General features: G+C 58.2%; 25 protein-coding genes. 9 read left to right on the forward strand and 16 right to left on the reverse strand.

The features are described 5' to 3' along the window. Window positions 1–14: 14 nt before the first annotated feature. From trxA to regB, 8 genes are all read right to left on the reverse strand, one after another. The gene (gene trxA, locus ACRZ9U_RS14345; RefSeq protein ID WP_170397826.1) at window positions 15–335 is read right to left on the reverse strand and encodes a thioredoxin; all 321 of its coding nucleotides are present in this window, start codon (window positions 333–335) and stop codon (window positions 15–17) included. Between the two features lie 58 nt (window positions 336–393). After that, window positions 394–3,753: a double-strand break repair helicase AddA gene (gene addA, locus ACRZ9U_RS14350; RefSeq protein WP_170407919.1), complete on the reverse strand. Its 3,360-nt coding sequence runs from the start codon at window positions 3,751–3,753 to the stop codon at window positions 394–396. Further along, window positions 3,750–6,677, reverse strand: a complete 2,928-nt coding sequence (gene addB / locus ACRZ9U_RS14355) for a double-strand break repair protein AddB (protein ID WP_170407921.1) — start codon at window positions 6,675–6,677, stop codon at window positions 3,750–3,752. Before addB ends, addA begins: the two co-directional genes overlap by 4 nt. After that, complete coding sequence (locus ACRZ9U_RS14360) at window positions 6,670–7,356, reverse strand: nucleotidyltransferase family protein (RefSeq protein ID WP_170407923.1); 687 nt, start codon at window positions 7,354–7,356, stop codon at window positions 6,670–6,672. Before ACRZ9U_RS14360 ends, addB begins: the two co-directional genes overlap by 8 nt. Beyond that, the gene (locus tag ACRZ9U_RS14365; protein WP_170407925.1) at window positions 7,353–8,357 is read right to left on the reverse strand and encodes a phosphotransferase; all 1,005 of its coding nucleotides are present in this window, start codon (window positions 8,355–8,357) and stop codon (window positions 7,353–7,355) included. Before ACRZ9U_RS14365 ends, ACRZ9U_RS14360 begins: the two co-directional genes overlap by 4 nt. Then, a complete protein-coding gene (tsaE, locus tag ACRZ9U_RS14370; protein WP_170407927.1) occupies window positions 8,354–8,824 on the reverse strand; it encodes a tRNA (adenosine(37)-N6)-threonylcarbamoyltransferase complex ATPase subunit type 1 TsaE in 471 nt (156 codons plus the stop codon). Before tsaE ends, ACRZ9U_RS14365 begins: the two co-directional genes overlap by 4 nt. Window positions 8,825–8,864: 40 nt before the next feature. Then, complete coding sequence (locus tag ACRZ9U_RS14375; protein WP_170407929.1) at window positions 8,865–10,373, reverse strand: PAS-domain containing protein; 1,509 nt, start codon at window positions 10,371–10,373, stop codon at window positions 8,865–8,867. Between the two features lie 64 nt (window positions 10,374–10,437). Further along, window positions 10,438–11,829, reverse strand: coding sequence for a sensor histidine kinase RegB (gene regB, locus ACRZ9U_RS14380; protein ID WP_170397866.1), 1,392 nt, complete (start codon window positions 11,827–11,829; stop codon window positions 10,438–10,440). A gap of 92 nt (window positions 11,830–11,921) precedes the next feature. On the opposite strand from regB, the gene ACRZ9U_RS14385 reads away from it, so the two are divergent. Beyond that, window positions 11,922–12,539 carry an SCO family protein gene (locus ACRZ9U_RS14385; protein ID WP_170407931.1) on the forward strand — a complete coding sequence of 206 codons (618 nt, stop codon included), beginning with the start codon at window positions 11,922–11,924 and terminating at the stop codon, window positions 12,537–12,539. Window positions 12,540–12,626: 87 nt separating this feature from the next. Next, window positions 12,627–13,181 carry an ActR/PrrA/RegA family redox response regulator transcription factor gene (locus ACRZ9U_RS14390; protein ID WP_039542641.1) on the forward strand — a complete coding sequence of 185 codons (555 nt, stop codon included), beginning with the start codon at window positions 12,627–12,629 and terminating at the stop codon, window positions 13,179–13,181. Between the two features lie 47 nt (window positions 13,182–13,228). On the opposite strand, the gene ACRZ9U_RS14395 is transcribed toward ACRZ9U_RS14390, so the two are convergent. From ACRZ9U_RS14395 to ACRZ9U_RS14405, 3 genes are all read right to left on the reverse strand, one after another. Next, the gene (locus tag ACRZ9U_RS14395) at window positions 13,229–14,194 is read right to left on the reverse strand and encodes a glycosyltransferase family 2 protein (RefSeq protein ID WP_170407933.1); all 966 of its coding nucleotides are present in this window, start codon (window positions 14,192–14,194) and stop codon (window positions 13,229–13,231) included. Window positions 14,195–14,247: 53 nt separating this feature from the next. After that, the gene (locus ACRZ9U_RS14400; protein ID WP_170407935.1) at window positions 14,248–15,072 is read right to left on the reverse strand and encodes an FkbM family methyltransferase; all 825 of its coding nucleotides are present in this window, start codon (window positions 15,070–15,072) and stop codon (window positions 14,248–14,250) included. Between the two features lie 74 nt (window positions 15,073–15,146). After that, window positions 15,147–15,740 (reverse strand): HD domain-containing protein, encoded by a 594-nt coding sequence (locus tag ACRZ9U_RS14405; protein ID WP_170407937.1) that lies wholly within the window; start codon window positions 15,738–15,740, stop codon window positions 15,147–15,149. A 206-nt stretch (window positions 15,741–15,946) separates the two neighbouring features. On the opposite strand from ACRZ9U_RS14405, the gene ACRZ9U_RS14410 reads away from it, so the two are divergent. The 3 genes from ACRZ9U_RS14410 to ACRZ9U_RS14420 all read left to right on the forward strand — a co-directional run bounded on the left by ACRZ9U_RS14410 (window position 15,947) and on the right by ACRZ9U_RS14420 (window position 18,516). Next, the gene (locus ACRZ9U_RS14410; RefSeq protein ID WP_170397881.1) at window positions 15,947–16,261 is read left to right on the forward strand and encodes a hypothetical protein; all 315 of its coding nucleotides are present in this window, start codon (window positions 15,947–15,949) and stop codon (window positions 16,259–16,261) included. Between the two features lie 103 nt (window positions 16,262–16,364). Next, entirely contained in the window at window positions 16,365–17,753 is a 1,389-nt protein-coding gene (gene ahcY, locus ACRZ9U_RS14415) for an adenosylhomocysteinase (RefSeq protein ID WP_170407939.1), read from the forward strand. A 13-nt stretch (window positions 17,754–17,766) separates the two neighbouring features. After that, the gene (locus ACRZ9U_RS14420) at window positions 17,767–18,516 is read left to right on the forward strand and encodes an extensin family protein (protein WP_170407941.1); all 750 of its coding nucleotides are present in this window, start codon (window positions 17,767–17,769) and stop codon (window positions 18,514–18,516) included. A 4-nt stretch (window positions 18,517–18,520) separates the two neighbouring features. On the opposite strand, the gene ACRZ9U_RS14425 is transcribed toward ACRZ9U_RS14420, so the two are convergent. Further along, window positions 18,521–19,168, reverse strand: coding sequence for a DUF899 family protein (locus tag ACRZ9U_RS14425; RefSeq protein WP_170407943.1), 648 nt, complete (start codon window positions 19,166–19,168; stop codon window positions 18,521–18,523). Between the two features lie 191 nt (window positions 19,169–19,359). Here ACRZ9U_RS14425 and ACRZ9U_RS14430 point away from each other — a divergent pair, with 191 nt between their 5' ends. After that, the gene (locus ACRZ9U_RS14430; protein WP_170397892.1) at window positions 19,360–19,701 is read left to right on the forward strand and encodes a DUF2853 family protein; all 342 of its coding nucleotides are present in this window, start codon (window positions 19,360–19,362) and stop codon (window positions 19,699–19,701) included. Window positions 19,702–19,923: 222 nt separating this feature from the next. On the opposite strand, the gene ACRZ9U_RS14435 is transcribed toward ACRZ9U_RS14430, so the two are convergent. Genes ACRZ9U_RS14435 through tsaD form a run of 4 tightly spaced genes read right to left on the reverse strand, consistent with a single transcriptional unit; the run spans window position 19,924 to window position 22,673 of the window. Beyond that, window positions 19,924–20,346: an EVE domain-containing protein gene (locus ACRZ9U_RS14435; RefSeq protein WP_170407945.1), complete on the reverse strand. Its 423-nt coding sequence runs from the start codon at window positions 20,344–20,346 to the stop codon at window positions 19,924–19,926. Continuing rightward, on the reverse strand, window positions 20,346–20,615 hold the full coding sequence (locus ACRZ9U_RS14440; RefSeq protein WP_170407946.1) for a YciI family protein: 270 nt from the start codon (window positions 20,613–20,615) through the stop codon (window positions 20,346–20,348). Before ACRZ9U_RS14440 ends, ACRZ9U_RS14435 begins: the two co-directional genes overlap by 1 nt. A gap of 1 nt (window position 20,616) precedes the next feature. Then, window positions 20,617–21,579 (reverse strand): NAD(P)H-dependent glycerol-3-phosphate dehydrogenase, encoded by a 963-nt coding sequence (locus tag ACRZ9U_RS14445; RefSeq protein ID WP_170407948.1) that lies wholly within the window; start codon window positions 21,577–21,579, stop codon window positions 20,617–20,619. Then, complete coding sequence (gene tsaD / locus ACRZ9U_RS14450) at window positions 21,576–22,673, reverse strand: tRNA (adenosine(37)-N6)-threonylcarbamoyltransferase complex transferase subunit TsaD (RefSeq protein ID WP_170407950.1); 1,098 nt, start codon at window positions 22,671–22,673, stop codon at window positions 21,576–21,578. Before tsaD ends, ACRZ9U_RS14445 begins: the two co-directional genes overlap by 4 nt. A gap of 97 nt (window positions 22,674–22,770) precedes the next feature. On the opposite strand from tsaD, the gene ACRZ9U_RS14455 reads away from it, so the two are divergent. Genes ACRZ9U_RS14455 through ACRZ9U_RS14465 form a run of 3 tightly spaced genes read left to right on the forward strand, consistent with a single transcriptional unit; the run spans window position 22,771 to window position 26,317 of the window. Continuing rightward, window positions 22,771–23,484 carry a uroporphyrinogen-III synthase gene (locus tag ACRZ9U_RS14455; RefSeq protein ID WP_170407952.1) on the forward strand — a complete coding sequence of 238 codons (714 nt, stop codon included), beginning with the start codon at window positions 22,771–22,773 and terminating at the stop codon, window positions 23,482–23,484. 54 nt (window positions 23,485–23,538) lie between these two features. Further along, entirely contained in the window at window positions 23,539–24,795 is a 1,257-nt protein-coding gene (locus tag ACRZ9U_RS14460) for a COG4223 family protein (RefSeq protein WP_480879073.1), read from the forward strand. A 10-nt stretch (window positions 24,796–24,805) separates the two neighbouring features. After that, entirely contained in the window at window positions 24,806–26,317 is a 1,512-nt protein-coding gene (locus ACRZ9U_RS14465; RefSeq protein WP_170407956.1) for a heme biosynthesis HemY N-terminal domain-containing protein, read from the forward strand. Window positions 26,318–26,381 lie beyond the last annotated feature (64 nt).

Below are 26,381 nucleotides of genomic sequence, written 5' to 3' on the forward strand. Positions count from 1 at the left end.
AACAGTAGCGAAGGTCAGATCGACTCGTCGATCCAGCTTTGCAGGGCCGCTTTCGGGGCCGCGCCAGCGCGGTTCGAAACCACCTGACCGTCTTTGAAAATGAACAGCGCCGGAATGCCGCGCACGCCCATGGCCGCGGCTGAGTTTGGGTTGCTGTCGACATCGACCTTGGCAATCTTCACCTTGCCACCATATTCGCTGGCCAGCTCTTCCAAGGCGGGGCCGATCTGCTTACAGGGGCCGCACCACTCGGCCCAGAAATCCACCACGACGGGGATATCGGAATTCTTGACTTCGGCGTCAAAGGTGTCGTCGGTAACGGCTACGGTCGACATGTCTGTCTCCTGACTGGGAATGCTTGGGCTCAGAACCTAGGTGCGGCACCGGGCAAGGTCAAGATATAGGGTTCGGTGTCAGGGCGTCCGTCACCATATCGTGTGGCAACCACATCAGGTGTGCGGTTCGCGTCCACAAGATAGCGGTGCGGATACTGTGATTGGGATAGATTTGCGACAGGGCATGGGCGTAGGCCGCCATCTGGCGCAACAGCCCTTCGGGGCAGGATTCTGGCCCGGTCGGAACAGTCGCATTGGATTTGAAATCAATCACATGCACCTCTGTTTCCGTGATAATCAGCCGGTCGATGACCCCATGCATTCGTGTGCCGTTCAGATCGGCAGAGACCGAAACCTCGGTCAGCGCATCCGAGCCAAAGACCGGTTTCAGATATTCGGCCGTCAGCACCGAAGTGGCCTCAGTCAGCAGATCTTGCCGCTCAACATCTTGCATATCGGCCAGAAGCCGTGCGCAAAGCTGCGGCCATTGATCCTGTGCGGCAGCAGGAAGATGTTCGAGCAACAGGTGCAGCTGCGATCCGCGTCGTTTCGCCGCCTCTTCATCCTGCCCCGCATCTCCGGGCAAGGCCTTCGCACCCCCTAGATCAGAGGGGCTGAGCGTTTCGGCTGGCGCGGGTAGATTTGGCGCGGGGTGGTCAAAAAATACAGGCAAATGCTGTTCGTTGTGCGGGATGCTGCCCTGTTCAACGGCAGGCAAAGCCTCCCAATCTCCATGCGCCAGTCGAAGGGTCTGGGTGCCGGGCACCTGAGTAGCCCCTGCCCGCGCCATCGCGGCCTCAACCATCTGATACCAACTGTTGCCATTCTTGCCTACATCCCCGGCGGCCGCCACTATTAGCCACTTTTCTGCCCGTGTTAGAGCCACATAGAGTAGCCTCAGCCGCTCATTCTCTTCGCGCGTTCTGGCTTCTTGGCGCGCAGCTGCGATCAATGCAGGTGAGGCATCAGAAGGCACTTTCCACAACGGAGTATCGCCCGCCATCATGATCTCGGCATCTCGTGGTGGCTGTCGTTTACCAGTGTCCGGCAGGATTACGATCGGTGATTCCAATCCCTTCGAGCCATGAACGGTCATCACCCGGATCATATTGCCGACTCCGCTCATCTGGCGCTTGATCTCCAGATCGTCGGTTTGCATCCAGACCAGAAAACCGGTGAGGCTTGGGATATCTGTCCGTTCATAGGCCAGCGCCTGCGACAGTAACGCGTTGATACCATCCTCAGCCTCGGCCCCAAGCCGACCCAGCAGTTTGCGTCGCCCGTCATGGCGCGTCAGGATACGTTCGATCAGATCATAAGGACGCAGAAAGTCGGTTTGACCGCGTAGGTCGTTCAGAATCGCAAGCGTTACCGGGAACTCCTCGGCACGATTGCGCAACGCTGCCCATAGATAAGTTTCCTCCCTGCGATGAGCCAGATCGAACAACTGTTGTTCCGTCCAGCCAAACAGTGGGGATTTCAGGACTGTCGCCAGTGACAAGCTGTCTTCGGGTGTGGCCAGAAAGCTAAGCAAAGCAGCCAGATCCTTGACCGCCAATTCCGCGCCCACCTTCAGGCGATCTGCCCCCGCGATGGGCAGGCCCTCGCTTTTGCAGGCGCGAATGATCTCGGCAAACAGGTCCGAGCGGCGTTGGACAAGGATCAGAAAGTCGCGGGGCAGCACTTTGCGCCGGACAAATGTCCCCGACGCATCGCCATCATCGGGAATGGTGGCGCCATCCCTGATCATATCCTTGATCGACCGGGCAACCTGTTCTGCCAGAATGACGGTGTGATGCCGTGCGCCAGGTCGATCAACGGGATCGGTCCAATCGCTGTCATCCTCGTCTTCAACCTTCTCGATCACCGGCCATAGGTCGACGCGCCCAGGAAGATCGGCCTTGAATGCCCGGTGCAAGGCATCCTTGTGGAACCCGGCCTCTACATGGTTTTCGAACAGTATATCGACCAGCCCAAGGATCGCGCTGGACGAGCGGAACGAATATTCCAGCGTTGAATCCCACAGTTTAGAGCCTGATTCTCGGAGTTTTCGTCCAAATTCGGCCTGCATCTGGTCAAAGGCTTGCGGGTCGGCACCTTGGAAGGAATAGATTGACTGTTTCTTGTCGCCGACCACAAAGATCGTGCGCTCAACCCCGGATCGGGCCCCTTCCCCGCTGGTGAATTCTTGTGCCAGCTTTTCGATCACGTCCCACTGATCTGGGCTGGTGTCCTGCGCTTCGTCCACCAGAATGTGATCGATGCCACCGTCGAGCCGGTACAGCACCCATTCCGCCACCGCTGGGTCGTTCAGCACCTGACGTGCGCGCAGGATCAGGTCATCAAAATCCAGCCAACCCCTCACCTGCTTGCACCGCTCGTATTCCGTAAGGAAGGCCGCGGCAAAGCGATGTAATACATGGGTTTTCTGGGCCGCAACCAGCGCCAGTCGTTGTTCCCGCGCGGCTTCGACCCGCAGCATCAGGGCCTCGAGCTGGGGCATCCGATCTGCCAGCACCCCTTCACGCAGCGCCTTGGTTGGAAAGCTGTTGAGTTTTGCGGCAAAGGGCTCTTTCGCGCCCTTACCCGTCAATAGGACGTTTTCAAGTATCGTCAGGTTGCTCAACCTGGCGTCGGTAAAACTGGAAAGCTTGTCGGCGGCCTTGGCATTGTTCCCTCCGCTTTCCGAAAGCGCGGGAAAAATGGACTGGATCAGGTCGACCTCACCACCCAGAAACACGCTGCGCAGCAAGACCTGTTCATCAAAACCTTCAGGCAGATCAAACCGTTGCAGAATGTCCGGCCATTGCAGAACATGCTCAAACTGATTGCGCTTCTGTGCGATGGCGGCGGTCAGTTTGTCAAAGCCGGTATCAGTGACAAACCGGGCAACGTCTTCGATCAATGCGGCTTGGGGGCCTTCGGCAAAGCTCTCAATGATCTCATCACGCAACAACGCCGCAGCCCGGTCTTCCATTTCGGAGAATTGAGGGCTGACCCCCGCCTCAAGCGGGAACCGTCGCAGCAGCGAAGCACAGAAGGAGTGGATCGTTTGGATTTTCAGGCCACCGGGCGTCTCAATAGCGCGGGCAAACAGGGTCCGCGCTTGCGCCAACCGGTCAGGATCGATCATGCCCGACACGCCGAGTTCAACCAACTCATCCTGAAGGGCGCTGTCGCCAAGCATTGCCCATTTGCCAAGACGTTTGAAAAGCCGGTTCTGCATCTCGCTGGCCGCGGCCTTGGTATAGGTCAGGCACAGAATGTGCTGAGGCTGTACGCCATCCAGCAACAAGCGCGCCACCCGGTCGGTCAGCACCCGGGTCTTACCCGAGCCCGCATTGGCCGCCAGCCAGGTCGAAGCGTCCGGGCGCGCGGCCTGAACCTGCCGTTCGGTGGCATCATTGCGGGGGCTCATGTCAGGTCCTCCGGTTCGGTTTCCGCCGAACGATCCCACTCACCAAACCGGGCCAGGTGATCATAGACCCCGATATCTGTGTCCTTGTGCAGCATCCGGCGCGATGAGAATCCCTGATCAGGCTCTAAATAGGCAGAAACAAGCTCTTTCAGCTCTACTAGCACCTTGTTGGTCGGCTCTTTTTGCAGCGGTGCGGGCACTTCTTTATAGGTGCCGCCCATGCCAATGAAGATCGCCTGTGCAACGGGAAGCGGATCGAATCCTTCGATACCGCCCTGCTCGGCCATTGCAGCTTCGATCAGCAGTTGTTTGTCGAATTTGGCTTGCTGACTTTCCGTCGGCGGAGTGCCCGTCTTGTAGTCGATGATACGCAAAGCCCCCTGCCCGCTTCGATCGATTCGGTCGGCACGTCCGGCAATGGTGAAGTCCAGCGGCGTCAACGCCAGGCGCATCCCAACCTCAAAAGCCACAGGCCCGCCATCGGCGCGGCGCTGAATCTCGGCGGATAGAAAGCTATCGGTAATCCGCTCTAGCCGCGCCAGCCACAGCTTTCGGGCAGTTGGCCAGGCAACGTGGTCGTCCAGCAAAGCTTTGGCGCGTTTCAGGAAATTTTCTCGGGTCAATAAAGCCGGATCCAGAACGCTGTCACGCACGAATTGTTCCATCACCTCGTGGATGACGATACCGCGTAGCAGGGCATCTGGCGCCTGAACCAGCGGGTCCAGTTGTCTCAATCGCAGGATATGCCGGGCATATATGGCGTACGGATCGCGGATCAGGCGTTTGATTTCGGTCACCGATAGCCGCCGTGGCCGCGCCGCGACGGGTGGTCGTGGCGACGGGCGGTGCGCGGGTGCGATTCGGGGTGCATGTTCCAGCATCTCTGCCCAATCCAGCCACCGTTGGCCCCGCGCTTGCATTGCTTCTAACGCCCTAGTTCCACCCTGTTCAGGTAGGCCTTGTAACAGGTTGGTCATGCGGTTCAGCCAACGGGATGGTACAGTTTCCGCATCATCCGAGCGGGTAGCGCGGGTCAAAACCACCTCTGCAGCACCTGCCGCCTGCTGGAAGTCATGCGCGGACAGACCGATCCTGCGTTCGGGCAGTAAAAGACCGGCCTCATTGCGCATCTGACGGTTCAGCCAGGGGTCGGGCGCAGCAGCCTCGGGCCAGCTTCCTTCGTTCAAGCCACCCAGAATTAGCAGATCCGCACCCTGAACGCGCGCTTCCAGGGTGCCCCAGATCATCAGATGCGGGTGAGGTGCATCACGGTCGCGGACTTCTTCACCTGCCAACAACGCGCCCAGAAGGTCGGCAAAGTCATGGGCGGTCATCGCACCGCCATGCTGTGCTTCGGCTTCCAAAGTGGAGATCACCGCAAGCGCCTTCTGGCCCGCGTTCTTGTCCCACAATGTGCCAGATTCACCGGTTGCACCTGCCGAGATCATCTCGGCCAGCGTGCGAAGCCGGGCGACCCAGTCCGGCAGTGGCTGTTCGGTGGGGTCGTATTGATCGCAAAATGTCTGGGTAACCCAGCGGACCCAGTCCTCGGGCGCTTCTGTACGAATGGCGAAAGCGGTCAGGCTGGCGCTGTCGGGAAAGGGCGGGCCATAGCGACGCAGGTCAAGCTCAAGATCGCGGGTATGCAGCAGGTGGCTGCCCCGGTCGCCCCCGTCATGGCACAGTGGGTGTTTGAGCAGCGTCAGCAGAGCCTCGCCATCCAGGCGGCGCGCGAACAGCCCGGCGACATGGCGCAGGAACCGCCCGGGCGGAGACAGCTGCAGTGGCAGGCCCGCGCTGTCATCGGGCAGGATATTCCACCGGTCCAGTGCGGCGCTGACCTGCCGGGTTAGCATCCGGTCGGGGGTGATTAGCGCGGCGGTCTGGCCGGTCTCGGCCGCTTGCCGTAGGCGTAGCGCAATGGCCAAGGCCTCGGCCCGGGGCGAGGGCGCCTCGATCAGCGTCACATCCTTGGTCGCACCGTTCAGGTCGGGCAGGAGCGGGCCTTCAGTCATCCATGCGTCGGTGACCGGGGCAGGGCGCAATGCAAGCGAAATCAGCTTGTTACGGGCAGGTGAAGGGGCCTGATCCGTGGTCCATGGCAGGATTTGATCCGGGCCAAGCCCTAGACCAAGCATCAGCTTGCGGAACCGGTATTGAGGATGATCCTCAGATGTCAGCGGGTTATCCAGATTGTGCCAAACATGTTCAGGCTGGTCGAAATCATAGCCAGGCAGCACCAGCGCCCCCTGAGGCAGACGCGCGACCGCCTGCATCAGCATCAGGGTGGTCCCGCGAGACCCGGTAGAGCCTGCCAGAATGACAGGATGTTCGGGCGGCGACGCCTCCCAGCGCGCGATCAGGTTCTCGACCACGCGCCGCTGTCGGGCCTGCGCATCCAGCGCCTCCGAACCGGATTCCATGAACTGATCAGCGATGCCTATAAAGGCCTGTGCCCGCGCCCAATGGCCGGACATGTCGCTGACATCGAGTTGCCTGATCGCATCGGGAGAGACACCTTCCCCCTGCATCTCGTCGATAAGCCCGGCCAGGCTGTCAGATAGATCGAACAGCGAGGACCGGGCCGCCAGATCGGGTTGCTGGTCTAGCAGTTTTGCGATCAGCTGCGTCAGCTCCAGCCTGCGACGCAGAGGCGGGATTGCGGGTGGGATCTGCGCCAGATCGGCGCTTTCGCCAAGATCGGTGACCAAAGAGAGGCGTGGCAAAAGGCAAGCGGGACCCTGATCAAACAGATCGCGCACCCGGCGCGCCATCCGGCGGGTGTTGATCACCAGTTGCACCCGGGCCAGCGCGTCGGGCGGCTGCCCCACAAACCGCTCATGTAGCCCGTCAACCAACACCTTGGGAAAATCCGCTCCCGGAGGAATGGCGAAGACCCGGGGCAAGGCGCTGGGCTCAAACATCGGCAATCAGCCCCTCGGCCAGATCAATACCCTCGGGACGCCCCACATCGCACCAGCGACCGGGGTAAGACAGTGCGAACAGGCGCTTTTGCTGCAGCATTCGATCCCACAATACGTTCAATGAAAACACGTCCTCAGCGATGTCATGTAGCCCTTCGGTTTTCAGAATTTGTACCCCGCCGTAAACAAGACCTGCACCGCGGACGATCCGCCCTGTGCTGTCCTGAGTGAAGTCACCAGGGCCTGTGTGGCCAAGGGTTTGCCCAACTGGAACGCACATCAGCAGCGCATCCATTTTATCCGGATTCCACTGATCCTTCAGCAAGTTCAGCGGGTTGGGCCCAGCCCAGATCGCGTCGCTGTTCAAGGTGAATACGGGATCGGATCCAAGCAGAGGTAGCGCTGCGCGCAGCCCACCACCAGTATCCAGAATGCGCGGTTCTTCCCGCGAAATCATAACGTCGCGGCCCGCCAGATGATCAGCCAACTGATCAGCGTGGTAGTGAAGGTTGGCAACAACCCGAAGCGGCCTGAGCGCATCGACCAGATCCAGTGCGTGATCAATCAGGGGCCGCCCGGCCACCTCGATCAGCGGTTTGGGCCGGTCTTTGGTCAGGGCACCCATGCGAGTACCAAAGCCCGCGGCAAACAGCATTGCAGCTTGGGGGGGGCCGGTCATTGCGCCCTCAGCTTTTCCAGGTTTTCGGGGCTTGGGGCGGGCAGAGCGCTGCGCAACAGGTCTGCCACCGGCACCAACCCGGGATGTTCGAGATCGCGCATCAAATGTGCCCACGCAGCCGGGATCAGGTCGACGTAGTGTGGCTTTCCATAATCGGTCGCCAGCCGTGCAAAACCGCCCAGAATGCGCAGGTTACGCTGAGCGCCCAGAACAGCATATGCGGTGCGGAAATCATGCCCATCGACGCCGGTTGCGGTGATATAGCGGTCGATCATCCGCATCTCGATCCCGGCGGGCACAGTCCGACGCACATCCTGTAGCAGTGACATCAGGTCATAGGCGGGATGCCCCAGCATCGCGCTTTGGAAATCCAGCAGACCGACGCGCGCCAGACCTTCGCGCTCGGGCAGCCAGATCAGGTTTTCTGCGTGGTAATCGCGTTGCACAACAACCCGCGTTCCGCCGGTTTCCCGGTGCAAGATATCCGCAAAGCGCAGCTCGAACCGGGCACGGGCCTCGTCGTCGTGCGATCCAAGAATGCCTTGTGCATATTTCGTGAACGACAGCGCCGCCAATTCGGTCATCATAGCGGGGTCGTAACTGTCGAGCGAAAGCGTCGGCGCCGCGTGAAGATGGACAAGTACATCGGTTGCGGCGTCATACAGCGTGCGCTCAAGCGTCGGATCGTCCCGCAAGACGCGTGCGAACAGATCGTCGCCCAAATCTTCGAGCAACAGAAACCCGTATTCGCAGTCCTCGGCGTAGATTTCCGGCGCACTCAACCCAATGGAACGCAGGTATTTCGACATACGCACGAAGGGTTCAACAGCTTCGCCCTTGTCGGGCGGAGCATCCATCAAAACGGCGGTCCGGCCGGTGGCAGGGTTGGTCAGACGCTCGTACCGGCGGTTCGAGGCATCACCCGCCAAAGGCGTATGCCGTGCGCCGTTCCATGGTGTCTGCGCGATCAAGGCTTCTGCCAGAATGGCCCGGTTCGTCATTGGATCCCCTCCAGCTTGGCGTTCCATTTCGGGTCTGTCCACGACATCTTAAGTTGTCGCGTATCTTGTTCGTTGGCGTCTGTGGTGAACCGGATCAGTAAGGCCGGCTCTGGCGTCAGAGGACCCAGCTTTTCAGGCCACTCGATCAGGCAAATGCCGGCGTCGAAGGCGTCGACCAGCCCCAGCTCTTCGATCTCTTCCACGGCAGAAAGACGATAGAGGTCTGAATGCCAGACCTCTCCAAGCTGCGTCTCGTAAACCTGAACCAGAGTAAAGGTCGGCGAAGGCACATCTTCGGGAGCGGACAGAAGAGATTGGATCAATGCGCGTGCGAAATGGGTTTTGCCGCTGCCGATGGTACCTTCAAGCAGGATAGTATCGCCAGACTGCAATGCGCCACCCAGTTTGGTGGCAACTTCAGCAGTGTCGAATGGGGATTTCGAGGTCAGAGTCAGCGGTGCGTTCATGGCGTCACAATGAACCTGCGCCGGGTCGGCTGCAACCGGTTCAGGCGCTGATTTTTTGTATTTCCGTGATGTTCCTGACCGGGTTGTCCGAGGCGAAACGGACAATTGTTGCCCCGTTTTGCATGGGGCTGACCGTGCAGTTCAAAGAGCCGCCGGATTTTAGGATCAGTTCAGCCGACCATTCGGCCCGATTCTCGCGCGCGGTGACGAATTCGCGGATCTCGCCAAGGATCGGCGTGGCGGTGCAGTGCTCCTGCCATTGGCGTGTGATTTCCAGCACCGTTGCTGGTTCGAATCCTACTTCGCCGCTGTCGCCCCACAACACCTGATAGGCGTAATTTGTGATCGCCAGCGAACCGTCATCCGAAAACACCGCGATGGCATCAGCCAGCTTGTCCAGAATGGATTGCATAAGGTCCGTTTCAGCGCGGAACCGTCGGGTCAGTGTGATTTCGGCGGTGATATCTTCGAACAGGAAAGCCACGGCCCCATCGGGATGCGGGCGACCACTGACGGAATAGACCGATCCTGATGGCAGCGACCAGGTTTCCTGATAGTTCCCGTCCTGTGCCGCCTCCAGAAGGTCGTTCATCTGGCGCCGCCAACTGCGATAGTTCTTAGGCTCGGGCATCATATGCTGGTCGCGAAGCCGGTCAAAAAAGCTGGACAGGCTTGGGCGCAGGCTCAGGAAGTCGGGTGGCAGGGTGGTCAGATCAATCAGCGCTGGATTGAACAGGGCCAGTTGCCGGTTGCGGTCAAAGATCGCTAGGCCAATGGAGAGCTGTGCGAAGGTTTTGGTCATGGTCTGCACAAACTTGCGCTGTGCTGTCTCGGCTTCGACAATCGCGTTGATATCGACCGCGTAACACAACTGATCCTGTTCGTGTGCGACCTGGGTCAGGTCAAACCAGAGCTTGGCATCGCTGTCCCTGACCGGAATCGAGACACGGGTTTTTCGACTCAGCTGCGCCTCGTCCCTGTGAGAAGGAAACAGAGGGTCCGTCAGATCGGCATCCGGTCCCGCGATCTTGCGAACCAACCGTACATAGGCCGCATTGCACCAGCCCACCTTGTCACGGTGATCTATCAGCCAAACAGGGTAGGGCGCCTGCTCCATCGCCAAACGAATTGGATCGCGCTGGTCACGGCGTGGCGCAGGGATGGTCCCCGTCAGATCACGTAATTGAACCCGAATGATACCATCGATCCATTCGCACAGAACCTCGCGCTCGACTGTGCAGTCGATGGCTGAAACGGCGATGTTGCCCCCGGACCGGACAATCTCGGGCGTTTCGGGGAAAGCGGGAAAATCACGTTGCAGCAAACGCCGCAGATCAGCCCAGTTGCTGACGGATTCGTAACCTGCCAGCGCAATATCGGAGTGGCTGATCAACCGGTCGCCATCGAACAGGAAGACAACATCGAACAGCGCTCCGGGCGCTGACAGCCCGAAATCTCTTGTTTTGGCCTGATGGCGTGGCAAGAGCCACAATATCGCAAAGCTGGCCGAAACCACACTGATTGCGGCCAGAACGATCCATTCGGCCATTGCTCCAACCCCCGGGTAAAACGTTTGAATCTATATGAACAACAATGGTTAACGGGGTCTTAACTCAGATCTGGAACGGTTGGTTGGCGCCCGAGGGAACAGGAGTGTCCCCGGTTTGCGCGTCGATCAGCTTGCGCGGCCAAACGACATTGACGATCGCCCCCCTGCGGTCCGGTTGGTCAGTCAGGGTCTGATAAGGGTCCGCGCCATTGGCGAAGCTCAGTTCGGCACCGCTGCGTTCCAGCAGGGTTTTGGCGATGAACAGACCCAGACCCATGCCTTCGTATTCCGGCCGACTACTGCGATCGGCGCGGCGGCGGCGCATGAACGGGTCACCAATCCGACCTATGATGTGGGAGGGGTAGCCGCGACCATCATCCATGATCGAAACGCTGATCCGGTCAGAGGTCCATTCAGCTTCGACCCAGACCGTCGACTGGGCAAAATCCACTGCGTTCTGGATCAGGTTGCGCAGCCCGTGAATGATCTCGGGCTTGCGCAGGATCGAGGGCTGCTGCACATCGCCATCCGCAACTGGTCCCTCGTCGAAATGCACCACTTTACCACGATTGATATGTGGCTCTGCCGCTTCATGGATCACGGTGGACAGAGGCGCCTGACGCAGATGCAAGTCATCTTTCCCAGCTCGGCCCATATCGCGCAGGATGTCGCGGCAGCGGTCAGCCTGTTCGCGGATCAAGGCTGCGTCCTCCATCAGCTCAGGCCGGTCGTCCAGCTCTTCGATCAGTTCTGAACTGGCCAGCTTTATCGTTGCCAGCGGCGTACCCAACTCATGCGCGGCTGCGGCCACCACGCCACCAAGATCAGTCAGCTTTTGCTCGCGCGCCAGCGCCATATGGGTGGCCGAGAGCGCTTCAGACATCGATTGAACTTCGGAACTGATGCGGTGCGAATAGGCGCCGATGAAAACGATGGCGATGATAATCGCCGCCCAGTTTCCGAACAACAAAATATCGGGGATATCCAGCACCAACCCCAGATTGGTTCTCAGCGGGAGGTGGAATTGCGCCAGCAACGTGGTCAGGATCACCGCAACGCTGCCGATGATCAGGGTCGAGCGGGTGCTCATTACATTTGCAGAAATCGTCACCGGGCCCAGCAACAGCAGCGCAAACGGGTTGTTTAGCCCCCCCGTCAGATACAAAAGGATCGACAGCTGCAGCAGATCGAACAGCACCATCAGGAAGTTCTCGAATTCCGACAAGCGCTTGTTTTCGGGAAACAACAGAATGGCCGTGAGGTTACCCATCACCGAAATGCCGATGACGAAATAACACAATGCCAGCTCAAGCTGAACGTCGTAATATTTCTGTGCAACCGTGATGGCCGTGAACTGGCCGATAATGGCGACCCATCGCAGCAGGATCAGCGTGCGCAGCCTGATCCAGGTACTGCGCTCCTGCCCACGCCAAAGACTGGTGTTGGAATTCGTCATCTGTCGATTATGTCCTATTGCGTCGGTCCGACATGTTGATAGGTGTCCCGGCAGAATCGATCAACATCCCCTTTCGTATCAGGATACGCGCCATGGTTCGTCTTTATGCTATTCTCGCAACTGTTGTTCTTGCAATTGGTCTTGGCGCCATGTGGCTGCTGACGCGGGGTGGTGCGGACGACAAATACGCGCAGTGCCGCTCGTCTCAGATTGCGGGTGGGAGCGCCGCAATCGGCGGACCGTTCGAACTGCTTAACGCCAATGGTGAGACGGTAACCGACAAGGATGTGATCACCGAGCCCACGCTTGTCTACTTCGGTTATACCTTCTGCCCGGATGTTTGCCCCTTTGACATGTCGCGCAATGTCGACACGATCGATTTGCTGGCCGAGCGCGGTCAGTCGGTGACGCCGTTGTTCATCTCGATAGACCCGGATCGCGATACCCCCGAGGTCGTGGGCGATTTCGCGTTCAACCTGCATGAACGCGTGATTGGCCTGACCGGATCGCCCGAGCAGATCAAGGCGGCCAGCAAGGCGTACAAGACCTATTACAAGGCCCAAGACAAAAGCGATGAGTATTATTTGGTCGACCACTCGACCTTTACCTATCTGATGACGCCCGAGGACGGGTTTCTGGAATTTTTCAAACGCGATGAAACGGCCGAGCAGATGGCGGACAAGATTGGCTGCTTCCTTGATCAGGCCTGATCCTCAACAGTCGGTTTGACCTTTGGAATGGCGCTGCTATTACTCATGTTTAAGCCAAGAGGCATGAAATAGCGGAAAGACCCACATATGGCAGACAGTTCCCAGCTTGAAATCGGCCCCGACAAATCGCTGCTGCTGGTAGATGATGACGAGCCGTTTCTGAGACGTCTGGCCAAGGCCATGGAAAAACGCGGATTCGAGGTTGAAACCGCGGGTTCCGTCGCCGCAGGCCGCGCCATTTCCACAGCCCGCCCACCTGCCTATGCCGTGGTCGATCTGCGACTTGAAGATGGCAATGGGCTGGACGTGGTTGAAGTGCTGCGCGAAAAACGCCCCGACAGCCGGGTTGTGGTTCTGACCGGTTATGGCGCCATCGCCACCGCCGTTGCGGCGGTCAAAATTGGTGCAACCGACTATCTGTCCAAACCCGCCGACGCCACTGACATCACCAACGCTCTGTTGGCCAAGGGCGACGAACTGCCCCCGCCGCCGGAAAACCCCATGAGCGCCGACCGCGTCCGCTGGGAACATATCCAGCGCGTCTATGAGCTGTGCGACCGGAACGTCTCGGAAACCGCGCGCCGGTTGAACATGCACCGCCGGACGTTGCAGCGGATTCTGGCGAAGCGTAGCCCAAGGTAGACCCGTAAACTTAATAGTGTGTTTTCCCGGGCCGTTCCAAACGACTTTCAGGGCGCGGGTTGAGCCTGAGTTTGGAGCCTCAGCGCGTAATTCTTAAGGCAGGCAGAGTGCGCGCACCCAACTTTAGGCAATAACAGCAACTCATCAACCTTTGCCTGTAGCTTGCCACCCATCGCCAGCATTCGATCATCCACAACGCTGTTCTGGTTGTACTTGTTCCAATACCTTTCACGAAACCGGCTGGACCGGTTGGGTGCATCTGTCGCTTTCGTGCCTTGCCCGCGCTGCCGCTTGAGCGCGAAACTGTCTCGCGTTTTCACCGGGTAGTGAATGACAGCAGCCCAATCGTGTGTAGACAGATGCTCGGGCGCGGCGCCCAGCGCATGTCTTCGTCGCAATCCCGAACGATACATGCGTTCGTGCATCGGCAGGCCCGCAGCATTTACAAATTGCGATCCATCGTTTCGAAAGTCCGGTCGCAAGTAGGGCCGGTGCAGGCCAAACCCCCGTATTTTATCGGACTTTCGAAAAAGCGTTTTGAAGTAGTGATGCAAGTTATGATCTGTATCGGCACGCTTTAGGAACCGTTGCGTGACCAGCCCCGGTTCCCACTTGTCGTTGCCCCCATTTCCAAAGATCAACCAATTCACCGCGACGCCTTCGGCGAAACCGGAACAGCATTCAATGAGACCTGCGACCTGATTTTCATCGTTTGCACAGAAAAGAAACTCATCGCTATCAAGCCACATCAGCCAATCGGCATCGTTAAGCGAAGGATGCGCATAGGCCGTTTCCGCCGCTGTATGCTGTGGTACTTGCCCGGGTTTCAGATCTTGCAGAACATGGGAAATAACCCCGTTTTTATCCAGCGCATCAAGCAGCTCGGCGGTGCCGTCTGTCGAGTCATTGCTGTAAATCAGAATAGGATCAAACCCGACCAGCAGATGATACGCGACCCACTCAAGAATAAACGGCCCCTCATCCTTGGCGCAGGAGAATAGCCCGACCTTCATATCGGCTTGGCCTGAGTGGGTTTGATCATGATCGCGGTTCTTCCTTGCACGGCCTATCTTCTGAAGATGATATTACGTTGAGTTTGAAAGGCATTTTCATAGCCACGATCAGAAAGTGAGGCAAACAGGCGTTCGGCGCTATCACCAAGATTCACGGTTTCCAGCTGTAGATATTGGGGAAGCGCTGCATCTTCTGCGCTTTCAAGAAAAGGCATAAGAATGTTCGGCTCGTGCCCTTCAACATCAAGCTTGGCAAAATCGGCATCATGCAGATGTGTAAGCTCAAGCAGTGTTTGGGTCTGCACCTCAATCGTATCGTATTTTGACAGCTCCAGATACGCTGGGTCGTTTGCCAAACGCGCCTGACCAAGATTGGTGGCCGTGTCGCCCCGCTTTTCAATAATAAGCGTCGCCTCACCAGTTTCGCCTGCGATCGCGAAAGTGTTCAGCTCCACGTTGCCAAATCCGTTCAGAGAGCAATTATTGCTAAGGCGTTCGGCCAGTATCGGATTAGGCTCAAACGCATGAATCCGGGAGTCCGGGCTAAGAATTGACGACAAGAAAAGTGAATACAGACCAAAATTTGCCCCGATATCCAAAACCTTGAGAGTCTTCCCCGCAAAGCTTTCTTTCAGCCAATTCAGCTCAAGCTCTTCCGGAGACCGGCCCTTCTGCCAGAGAGAGAATTCGCTGAAATTGTCATACGGGTGCAGGTGGATTCGAATGCCCCGGTAGGCGATCAACTGTGGCAGCAGTGACTTTCGGATCAGATTGCGCACCCGCCCTCGGCCGGTCAGATTGTACGCTTCACGTAAACACGCGTTGGCATATTCCATCTGCGCGTTCGTGACCGGTATCTGGCTGTCTGCGTCGCTCATCTGAACCTGCGTCCGATTATGGTCTTGTTTTAGCGGAAAATTAGCATAGCCCGAGCTGCTGATCTATTGGCGACCTAAATGCTGCCCAACAATTCCTGATGCCGCGCGGTATAGGCCTGCCGCACCTCAATCGGGGGACGCAGTTTGATCTGCAACCCCTCTAATATTGCCTTGTCCGGACGACCAAAGAACTTTGATGCTTCGGTATCAGAAAAACCCGCGATCTGCGTCGCCTCCATCCAGGCGCTGATCTTGTCCGCCTTCTTGATCTGGCGTTTCACTGTTTTTGGTACCACGGCGGGCAACCCGAAACGTATATGAATCGCAGCAGCCAGCCGGTCGTCTAAATCACCATAATCCGGGCCAACGGCGGATTTCACCGGAGAGATCATGTCACCAATCACATATTCGGGGGCATCGTGTAACAGTGCCGCCAACCGCCATTTCGTCGGTGCATTTGGTGCGATGCGGCCAAAAAGCTCTTCCACCAGCAAGGAATGCTCGGCCACGGAATAGGCAAAATCCCCGTCGGTCTGACCGTTCCACCGCGCCACAAAGGCCAGCCCGTGCGCGATATCTTCGATCTCGATATCCACGGGTGTCGGGTCCAGCAAATCCAGCCGACGGCCCGACAGCATTCTTTGCCACGCTCTGGGTTGTGTTGCCATTTTACCATGCCTTGTGAACTGGGACACGTTCAATTCGCGTTCTTGTGGTATGATGTATCTGTCTGGATCACATGCTGCCAACAATTTCTTGAGCATTCGTGCTTTGAACCTGCGCGATACGATCCCGACATCAAGGACTGAGGGGGGTGCAGACTCCTCCCAGTTGCGCCCTCTCGAAACGAAACTCGTATCGAAAGGAGCTTGCTATGTTCAAGCGTTTGTTTGCAATAACCCTGACCTTCGGAATGGCCGCAACCGCGCCACCCGCCTTTGCCCAGAACTGCGCAGAGCGCGAGCACGTGATTACCAAACTGCAAGACAATTACTCCGAGGAATTAACCTTTGGCGGTCTTCAGAAATCACGTGGCGGGCAGACGGTCATGGAGGTTTGGACCTCGAAGGAAACGGGAAGTTATACCGTTTTGGTGACCCAGGCGAACGGCATGAGTTGTATTGTCGCCGTTGGCACTGATTTTTTTGAAGCGATCCCCAAAATCAAGGCAGAGGGTACGCCAAGCTGATATTTTGTCACCAGACTTCCTGTTTCCGGCCATCCACATTGCCTCCTGTCCCAAGGAATGCTAGGGGCAGCCCGGACCAAGATTTACCGGAGTGGAGAGCCTGATGGCCGGGGACTATATCGTTAAGGACATTTCGCTGGCCGGGTTTGGCCGCAAGGAACTGGATATCGCTGAAACGGAAATGCCGGGCCTGATGGCCCTGCGCGCCGAATACGGTGAAAGCAAGCCGCTGTCTGGCGCGCGGATCGTCGGCTCACTGCATATGACCATCCAGACCGCCGTTCTGATCGAAACACTGGTGGCGCTGGGCGCTGATGTGCGCTGGGCGTCGTGCAACATCTTCTCAACGCAGGACCACGCGGCGGCGGCGATTGCCGAGGCTGATATTCCCGTTTTTGCCATCAAGGGCCAGACGCTGGAAGAGCATTGGGATTATCTGGACAAATCCTTCCTGTTCGACGAAGGCCCCAACATGATCCTGGACGATGGCGGCGACGCGACGCTATACATCCTGCTGGGTGCACGTGCCGAGGCAGGAGAGGACATTATCCCTGTTCCGGGTTCGGAAGAGGAAGAGGTGATCAAGAAGCAGATCGCCAAGCGCATGGCCGCGTCTCCGGGCTGGTTCACCAAAATGCGCGACCAGATCCAAGGCGTCTCTGAAGAAACCACCACCGGTGTAAACCGCCTGTATCAGCTGGTGAAAGATGGCCACCTGCCGTTCCCGGCGATCAACGTGAACGACTCGGTCACCAAGTCGAAGTTCGACAACAAATACGGCTGCAAGGAATCGCTGGTAGACGGTATTCGCCGCGCCACCGACACCATGATGGCCGGTAAGGTTGCCGTGGTCTGCGGCTATGGTGACGTGGGCAAAGGATCGGCGGCTTCGCTGCGTGGCGCAGGCGCCCGCGTGAAAGTGACCGAGGTCGACCCGATTTGCGCGCTGCAAGCGGCCATGGACGGGTTCGAAGTCACCCTGCTGGAAGACGAAGTCGCAAACGCGGATATCTTCATCACCACCACCGGCAACAAGGACGTGATCCGCATCGAGCATATGCGCGAGATGAAGGACATGGCGATCGTCGGCAACATCGGCCATTTCGACAACGAAATTCAGGTGGCCAGCCTGAAGAACCACAAATGGACCAACATCAAGGAACAGGTGGACATGATCGAGATGCCCTCGGGCAACCGCATTATCCTGCTGTCCGAAGGTCGCTTGCTGAACCTTGGCAACGCCACCGGTCACCCCTCGTTCGTGATGTCGGCCTCTTTCACCAACCAAGTCCTGGCCCAGATCGAGCTGTTCACCAAAGGCGATGAATACAAGAACGAAGTCTACATCCTGCCCAAGCATCTGGACGAAAAAGTTGCCCGTCTTCATCTGGACCGGATCGGCGTGAAGCTGACCCAGATGGACAGCGATCAGGCGGCCTATATCGGCGTAAAACCCGAAGGCCCCTACAAGCCGGAACACTACCGCTACTAAGTGCGAAAGACGCATGACCAAAGCTTCTAGACGCCGCCGAATCCTGCTTTCGGCGGCGTCTTTTCTTTTTGGCCTCTTAACGCTGTTGACCGTGTTGGGCGGCGGCGTTTGGTGGCTGCTTGCCCATCCCAATACGCCTGTACCCCCGCACTGGAACCCGCTGCGTGATCTGACCGTGACGGCCCCGGTCACCCCGGTCACCCCTTACCAGTTGAACCGCGCACTGGCGGATGACGCTTTATGCCGTGCAGCCTTGGCCGAGGCTGGAGCTCAGTTTGATCCGCTGGACGATCTGGTGGTGGACCAGAATTGCGGAATCGAGGGACGCGGCCGGTTGTTCGGTCTGGTGAACGCCCGCGTCACTGCAGTCGAGACCCGGTGTGCCACAACTTTGCGGCTTGTCATGTGGGAACACCATGTTGTGCAACCCGCTGCGCAGCAACTACTGGGGACTTCCGTCAGCAGAATGCGCCAGATCGGCAGCTATAACTGCCGCCGGATGCGGACCGCGCAAGGACAAGACAATGGTTGGAGCAGTCACGCCACTGCGGACGCGATCGACATCGTCGGAATGGATCTCTCGGACGGGCGCAGCTTGAACCTGCTGGCAGACTGGGACGCTGACGGGCCCGAGGCCGATTTTCTGCGCCAGATATGGCGCGGAGCCTGTGACTGGTTCCGCGTGGTGCTTGGCCCTGACTACAACCGCTTACATGCCGATCACTTCCACCTGCAGGGGCCCGGCTGGGGCTACTGCCGATAGTACCTCAGCGTAGAGACGGGATAAAATTGCCGCGGCCCTGTGGCGTGAAATCCAGAACATTCCACAGTGGCCAAGCCGCATCCACGTGCCGGGGATGCCAATCGCTGGGTTCAAAGAACAGCTCGGAACTCCAGAAGTGATGAATGCCATCAGGGAGCTGTTGAAAGACATTCAGGATGGGAAGCTGATCACCCCCGTCGGTCTCGGCCAGATAGTCACGTTGGTAATTCGTCCCTAATGCTGAGTAGAGCGGCAGCGCATTCCAACCCATCTCATCCTTGAGCGCCGAGAGTTTTTCGGGCGTATTCTGCGCCACTACGGCAACCGAGGCGTTCTGTATGAGATGGTGGATCTGAGAGTTCAGCCCATCCAGAAACGCCGAACACATAGGGCAGGGGCGTTCCGCGTCGGGTCCGTACATCAGCGAATAGATAATCAGCGTATCCTTATCGCCAAACAGCGACGACATAGGCGCACCCTCGCCTGCCAGATCTCGGAACGCATAATCGTTAGGGGTTTTGCCTCCGGTTGGAAGAGAACGGCGCAAGGCCGCGACCTCTTCAACCTTTGCTCTCAGGTCCCGCTCGGCGGATAGAAGTGCATTACGAGCTGACCGATATTCGGTGGTTTCATTCGGTAACGTTACGGGCATGGGGACCTCCGGGAATCATAATTAACAAAAATGTTAAATAATAAATCTGAAAAAATCAAATCACCGAGTCCCGCGAAGTTCAGCCTAGGGGGAAACCTTGTGATTTTTCCCTTTTGGGAATTCCGCCGACAAGGCTAGTCTCTCGTGCATCGGTAAAAAGTTCCGTGACAATGGATTAAGGAGATTGGGACATGGGCAAACGCGACGAATTGATCGCTAAATACGCTGAAGATCTAAAAGGCAAATGCGGGATGGACCCCGATATGGACCTGCTGACCAAGGTCACCATCGGTTGCGGTCCGGCGATCTATGACGCGGATGCGTCGACAGTGGCGGCCAGCCAGGAAGGCGAGCTTGAGACGGTCAAGAACAACTTCCTCATCAAAAAGCTGGGCCTGTCGGATGGTCCCGAACTGATGGAAGGGATCAACAAGGCCATGGAGACCTATGGCATGTCCGAGCGTAACAAGTACCGCGCTGTCGTCTATTACATGCTGACCAAGCATTTCGGCAAAGAATCGGTCTATAGCTGATCCAGCCAAGAACCATTTCAGCACCCGTCGGTCTTACCGGCGGGTGTTTTGTATTTGATTGAAACTCTAAATACTTGGCGTTTGAAGCGCGGTTCTGAAATCGGCTAAGGTCAGGATATGACCAGGACGGTCAGAACCAACAGATTTCCGTATGCGTGTGGTGAGCTTGGGAGCACGCGGGGTAGGGAAGGTTCTGAAGTCGTCAGGGCCTTCCCTTTTCATTCAATCCGCCTCTGTCTCGCCCAAAGCGCAGATCAACTGCCATTCTGTATCGCTGATCGGCTGCACTGACAGGCGTGAATTCTTGACCAGAACCATTTCATCCAACCGCTCATCCGCCTTGATCTGATCTAGTTTGACCGGAACTGTGAAAGACCGGACGGCTTTGATATCCACGCATTCCCAACGCTCATCATCGGTTGTGCTGTCGGGATGGGCCTCGGCGCAGACCTCGACAATGCCGACAATCGCCTTGTCCTTTTGCGAGTGGTAGAAAAACCCACGATCGCCAATCTGCATCTGACGCATGAAATTGCGGGCCTGGTAGTTGCGCACCCCATCCCATTCCTCGCCCGCGTCCCCCTTGCCGACCTGCTGATCCCAGCTCCAGGTCGAGGGTTCGGATTTGAACAGCCAATACGCCATCAGCCGATGACCTTTTTCCACGGGATCAATTCAACCGAGTCGAACAGGCCGGCCAGCGCGTAGGGGTCATTTGCGGCCCAGGCCTCAGCGGCGGCCAGATTCTCGACATCCAGAATGACCAGCGATCCGATCATCGCATCGCCGTCCAGTAACGGCCCGGCCTGCGCCACAACGCCGGTTTCTTCAATGTAAGCCAGATGGGCGGTGCGGTTGTCCAGCCGGGTCTGTAGGGCACCAGCTTTATCCCGGGCGATCAGGGCGATGAGCATATTATTCCTCCTTGAGTGGGCGACCCAGCAGGGCCTGAATCGCGTCGGTGACACTGTAGGCACCGCTGCTGAGTTTCGCCACCGTTGCGCTGATGGGCATGTCTAACCCTTCGCTCGCTGCGATTTCGGACATGGCCTGCGCAGTGGCGACACCTTCGACGGTTGTCGTGGTGTCAAATGGCTTGTTTAGACCCAAACAAAGGCCAAAACGATAGTTTCGCGACAATTCGGATGAGCAGGTCAGCACCAGATCACCCAGCCCCGATAACCCCATCAGCGTATCGGGCCGTGCCCCGCGCTGGGCGGCAAAGCGCTGCATCTCAGAAAATCCGCGTGTGATCAACGCAGCGCGGGCGCTGTCGCCAAGCCCGGCACCAATGGCCGCGCCGCAACCGATAGCCATCACATTCTTCAGCGCGCCACCCAACTCGGCCCCGATGGTATCGGCGGTTCGATAAAGACGCAGGTTGGCGGTTGTCAGCTCTTGCTGAAGCGCCTCGCCCAATTCGGCTTCAGCACAAGCCAGCGTTAGCGCCGTGGGCAGACCGCGCGCGATGTCGTCGGCAAAGCTGGGCCCGGTTAGCAGGGCCGGTTGTGCGTCTGGCACGGTTTGACGGATCACGGCGACGGGGCCCAGACCCGTGGACAGTTCGATCCCCTTGCAGCAAGCCACCAGAACCTTCCCGCTCAGCCGTGCTGCGTGAAGATTCAGGGCATCACGCAGTTTTTGCATTGGCACGGCAAGCAGCAATACGTCGGACCGCACCGCCTGTTCAATCTCGGCAGTCACCGTGATGTTGGCAGGCAGCGTGACGCCCGGCAGGCGATCGACATTCTCGCGCGATTGCTGCATTTGCTTTGCCTGCTCGGGATTCCGCGACCAAAGCGTAACGGGGCCATCTCCCGCCAATGATATGGCCAAAGCGGTTCCAAAGGCACCTGATCCAAGGACGGTCACGCTCATGCCTTGGCCCCTTTTTTGCCGCTACCCAGCATTGCAGGGCTGGTTTGATCCAAGGGCCAGCGGGGCCGCGCCGTCAGGTCCAACCCATCTCGTGCACCGGTGCGGAATCGTTCCATACCCGCATAGGCGATCATTGCGGCATTATCAGTGCACAAAGCCAGCGGAGGGGCAGTAAATCGGGCGCCCATTTCCGCGGAAACAGTCTCTAATCCTGAGCGAATAGCGGAATTTGCTGCGACACCTCCGGCAACGGCAATAACCGGTTCTGACGGTGATGTCTCAAGATACTGGGCAATCGCGCGGCGGGTTTTCTCAGCCAAGGTATCAACAATAGCCTGCTGAAAACCGGCACACAGATCAGCGCGATCTTGTCGGGTCAGCCCCCCTTTTTCGGCTACGACCTTATCCCTCATCCGCATCAGCGCGGTCTTGAGTCCCGAAAAAGACAGGTCACATCCGGGGCGATCCAGAAGGGGCCGGGGAAAGCGGAAACGTTTGGGATCGCCCGCGCGCGCCTCAGCCTCGACTGAGGGGCCACCGGGTTGCGGCAGGCCCAACAGCCGGGCGGTCTTGTCGAAGGCTTCACCGGGGGCATCATCTATCGTACCGCCCAGTCGGGTAAATTGCTCCGGACCATGCGCAATCAGGTATTGGCAGTGACCACCCGACACCAGCAGCATCAGGTAGGGAAAGGCAATCCCGTCGGTCAGGCGTGGCGTCAGCGCGTGCCCGGCCAGATGGTTCACCCCGATCAGCGGCAGCCCGGTCGCCGCGCTCAGACCCTTTGCGCACATCACACCGGACATCACGCCGCCAATCAGACCTGGCCCGGCGGTGACGGCGATTGCATCCAGATCATCTAAGCCCATATCGGCCTGTGTTAGAGCCTGTTTGATGCAAATATCCAGCTTTTCGGCATGTGCGCGCGCCGCGATCTCGGGCACGACACCTCCATAGGCGCTGTGCAACTCAGTCTGGCCATGCACCACGGATGACAGGATCTCGGCCCCTACGCCTGTGCCCTGCCGCACAACGGCGGCTGCGGTATCGTCGCAGCTGCTTTCCAGTCCAAGGACGGTAAGTGTTTGCACCATAGGCCTGATCCGTTGCATCATGATTGCCAAGCGGGGTATCACCCCGCGCGGATGCAAACAATCCCAAGGCCGAAGGCGCCGACCGTTGTATTTGTTGATGACCCGCCCTCGCGCCGCCTCGGACAGGTTCGTTGCGCAACTGCCGGACCACATTCGGTCGCAAGTCGCGGTTATCCATTCGCCCTTGTTAAAAATCGAACCGCTGGGTGTCATGGTTGAGTCCGATGATTCTGCTGGACTGATCTTTTCCTCGGCAAATGGCGTGAATGCCGCCGCCGTATTGAATGTGGAACGCAGCCTGCCCGCCTATTGCGTTGGTCCGGTGACCACGCAGGCAGCGCAGGCAGCAGGGTGGGAAGCGCAGATGCTGGGTGCGACGGCCGAAGGGCTGGTGGCCAATCTGCTCAAACTCAAGCCAAACAGCCCGCTGCTACATCTGCGCGGAGAACACAGCCGTGGCAACGTCGCCGCGCGTTTGACTGAATCCGGGCTGACCACCCGCGAACAGCCGATTTATCGGCAACAGCTTTTGCCGCTGAGTGATGAGGCTTCCCACGCCGCCGAGGGTGATCAGCCCATCATCGCCCCGCTATTTTCGCCCCGCACAGCGCGACAATTTGCCGATGTCTGGGCCGGATCCGCGCCTCTGTGGCTGGCCGCGATCAGCGAAGCCACAGCGGAACCCCTTAAAACACTGAGTTTCGAGCGGCTGAAGATCGCGGATGAACCGACCCCGGACAAAATGCAGAAAGCCGTGAAAAAACTCGTGAAACACGTGATGCGGGTTGAGAGCGCGCCGGGTGCAGATTAACTTGGGTTAGTCTGTTGTTCATGTGTTTTGGGAATCGATAAGGGGATTAACGCGGTGGCTGATAAGAAGAAACCCGATCAGGAACCGGTCGAAGACCCCAGCGTCGAAGAGGTGGTAGAAGCCGCCGAGACCGAAAGTGATGCAGTCTCGGATGAGAAATCCGTTGACGCGGATAACGCTGCGGACGAATTGACTTCCGAAGCCGAAGCCGAAGCCGAAGCCGAAGCCGAAGCCGAAGCCGAAGCCGAAGCCGAAGCCGAAGCCGAAGCCGAAGCCGAAGCCGAAGCCCTGAACAGGGCCGAGCCGACCGAAGAAAAGGTGATCGAACGCACAGTCGAAAAACGCGGTGGGTTTGTTCCGGCTTTGTTGGGCGGGGTTATTGCTGCAGGCCTCGGATTTGCTGCAGGCAACAGCGGGTTATTGTCTCAAGGAGCAGATAGCTCGGACGCAATTTCCGCACTCGAGTCGAAGCTGGCGGAACAATCCGATCAGATTGCCCAACTGACAAAAACTCTTGCTGAAGGCCCCGATGTCTCGGGCTTGTCAAATCAGATCAAGGCGTTGTCGGATAAGCTTGCTCCGGTCGAAAGCGATCTTACTGCCGTGAAGAGCAGTGTTGATGGCCTGACCGGTAAGGTCGACCCGCTTGAGGAACGCCTGACCGCGCTTGAGAAGCAGCCGCTTGAAGCAAATGTCTCGCCCGAGGCCACAGCCGCGTTCGAGGCAGAATTGAAGAAACTACAGGATTCTCTGGCCGCTCAGCGTAGCGAAGTGGAAAAGATGGTCTCAGACGCGCAGGCTTTAGAGGCTAAAGCTTCGGCCGAGGCGCGCGCGGCGACCAACGCCGCCATCCTGTCGCGTTTGCATGGTCAATTGGATGCCGGTCAACCCTATGAAGATTTGGTCTCTGAACTGAAAGCCGGTGGTGTCGATGTACCCGATGCCTTGGCTGCATCTTCGAAGGACGGAGTTGAGACCCTTTCGGCGCTGCGCAGCTCATTTGCCCCCGCAGCCCGCGCCGCACTGGCGGATGCCCGTGATGCCGATAAAGGCACCGGCTTGGTTGCTTTCTTGCAGCGCCAGACAGGCGCGCGGTCGGTGACCCCGCAAGAGGGCGAAGATCCGGACGCGGTCTTGTCACGCGCTCAAGCGGCGTTGGCGGATGGTGATGTCACTAAGGCGTTGACCGAACTGAAATCCTTGCCCGAAGCGGCGCAGACTGCATTGGCGGATTGGGAGCAGGCGGCGCAGACACGGGCCTCTGCCGTCGAGGCCGCAAATACGCTTGCTTCAAGCCTGAACTCGAACTGAAGGACCTGCCATGCTGTGGTCATTGTTTAAGATCCTTGTTTTTGTTGCGATTATCGGCCTGCTGGCCATGGGTGCTGGGTTCTTGATGGAATCATCCGGCGGCGTGCAGATCACCGTCGCCGGCACCGAATACACACTGGGCCCGCTGCAATCAGTGATCGCGCTGGGCGTGCTGGTGTTTGCGGTCTGGTTGTTCTTCAAGCTGCTTACGCTGCTGATCGCCACGCTGAAATTCCTAAACGGTGATGAAACCGCCCTTTCACGTTATTTCGATCGCAGTCGGGAAAAGCGGGGATATCAGGCGCTGGCGGACGGGTTGATGGCGCTGGCCTCGGGTGAGGGGCGCGTGGCGATGACCAAGGCCAATAAGGCCGAGAAGCTGCTGAACAATCCGGAACTGACCAATTTGCTGGTGGCGCAGGCAGCCGAGATGACCGGTGATACCAAGAAAGCGTCCGAGACTTACAAGAAGCTGGTCACCAACAACGCCACGCGATTTGTCGGTGTGCGCGGGATCATGAAGCAAAAGCTGGCCGAGGGCGATGATGAAACCGCGCGCAAGCTGGCCGAGAAGGCTCTGGCCCTCAAACCCCGGCATGAAGAAACGCAGGATGTGCTGTTGAACCTGCAGACCAAAGCGCAGGATTGGGCCGGTGCGCGGTCCACGTTGACCTCGAAGCTGAAGGCCGGGTATTTGCCGCGCGACGTGTTCAAACGGCGCGACGCAGTCCTGGCTTTGTCCGAGGCCAAAGTGCTGCTGGACGACACGGCGACGGTCGAACAGCAGGAACATGCGATTGAGGCAAACCGCCTTTCACCCGATCTTGTCCCGGCAGCCGCCATGGCCGCGCGCGCCTATATCGAAAAGGGCAAACCGCGTGCAGCCACCAAGATTCTGAAAAAGGCATGGGAAGTACAACCTCACCCCGATCTGGCCCATGCCTTTGCCGAGATTGTGCCAGACGAAACACCTGAACAGCGGATCAAGCGGTTCACCGCTTTGACCCGCATTCATTCAGATAATATGGAAACACGCCTGATTTTGGCCGAGCTGAACATCGTAGCCGAAGACTTCCCCGAAGCGCGACGCGCGCTGGGTGATGTTGTCGAAAAGCAGGGGGATGCACGGGCCTACACGCTGATGGCTGCGATTGAACGGGGCGAGGGCGCCTCGGACGCGGTGGTTCAGGGTTGGCTGGCCAAGGCGTTGAACGCACCGCGCGGGCCGCAATGGGTCTGCACCAATTGCCACGACATTCAGCCTGAATGGGGACCGGTGTGCCAGAACTGCGGCAGCTTCGATACGCTCAGTTGGCAGACGCCTCAGACGCCCGAGATTGCTAGTGTGACGGGTGTGCACATGCTGCCTCTGATCGTTGGCGCGCTTGAGGATCAATCAGAGGCTGAAGAGGCAGAGGAACCTGAAGAAAGTGCTGAAGAGTCACTTGAAGAGCCGGTCGAAGAGGACATGATCGAGGGAAAGGTCGAGCCGGTCACGGAGGAAGTCGCGCGACAGACCTAACGCGCGGTCTCGGCGTTGAAAGCGTCGTTCCGTAGCTTAAACAGCCCGGCCCACCGATTTTGAT

This window comes from Ruegeria sp. D7, assembly GCF_056534355.1.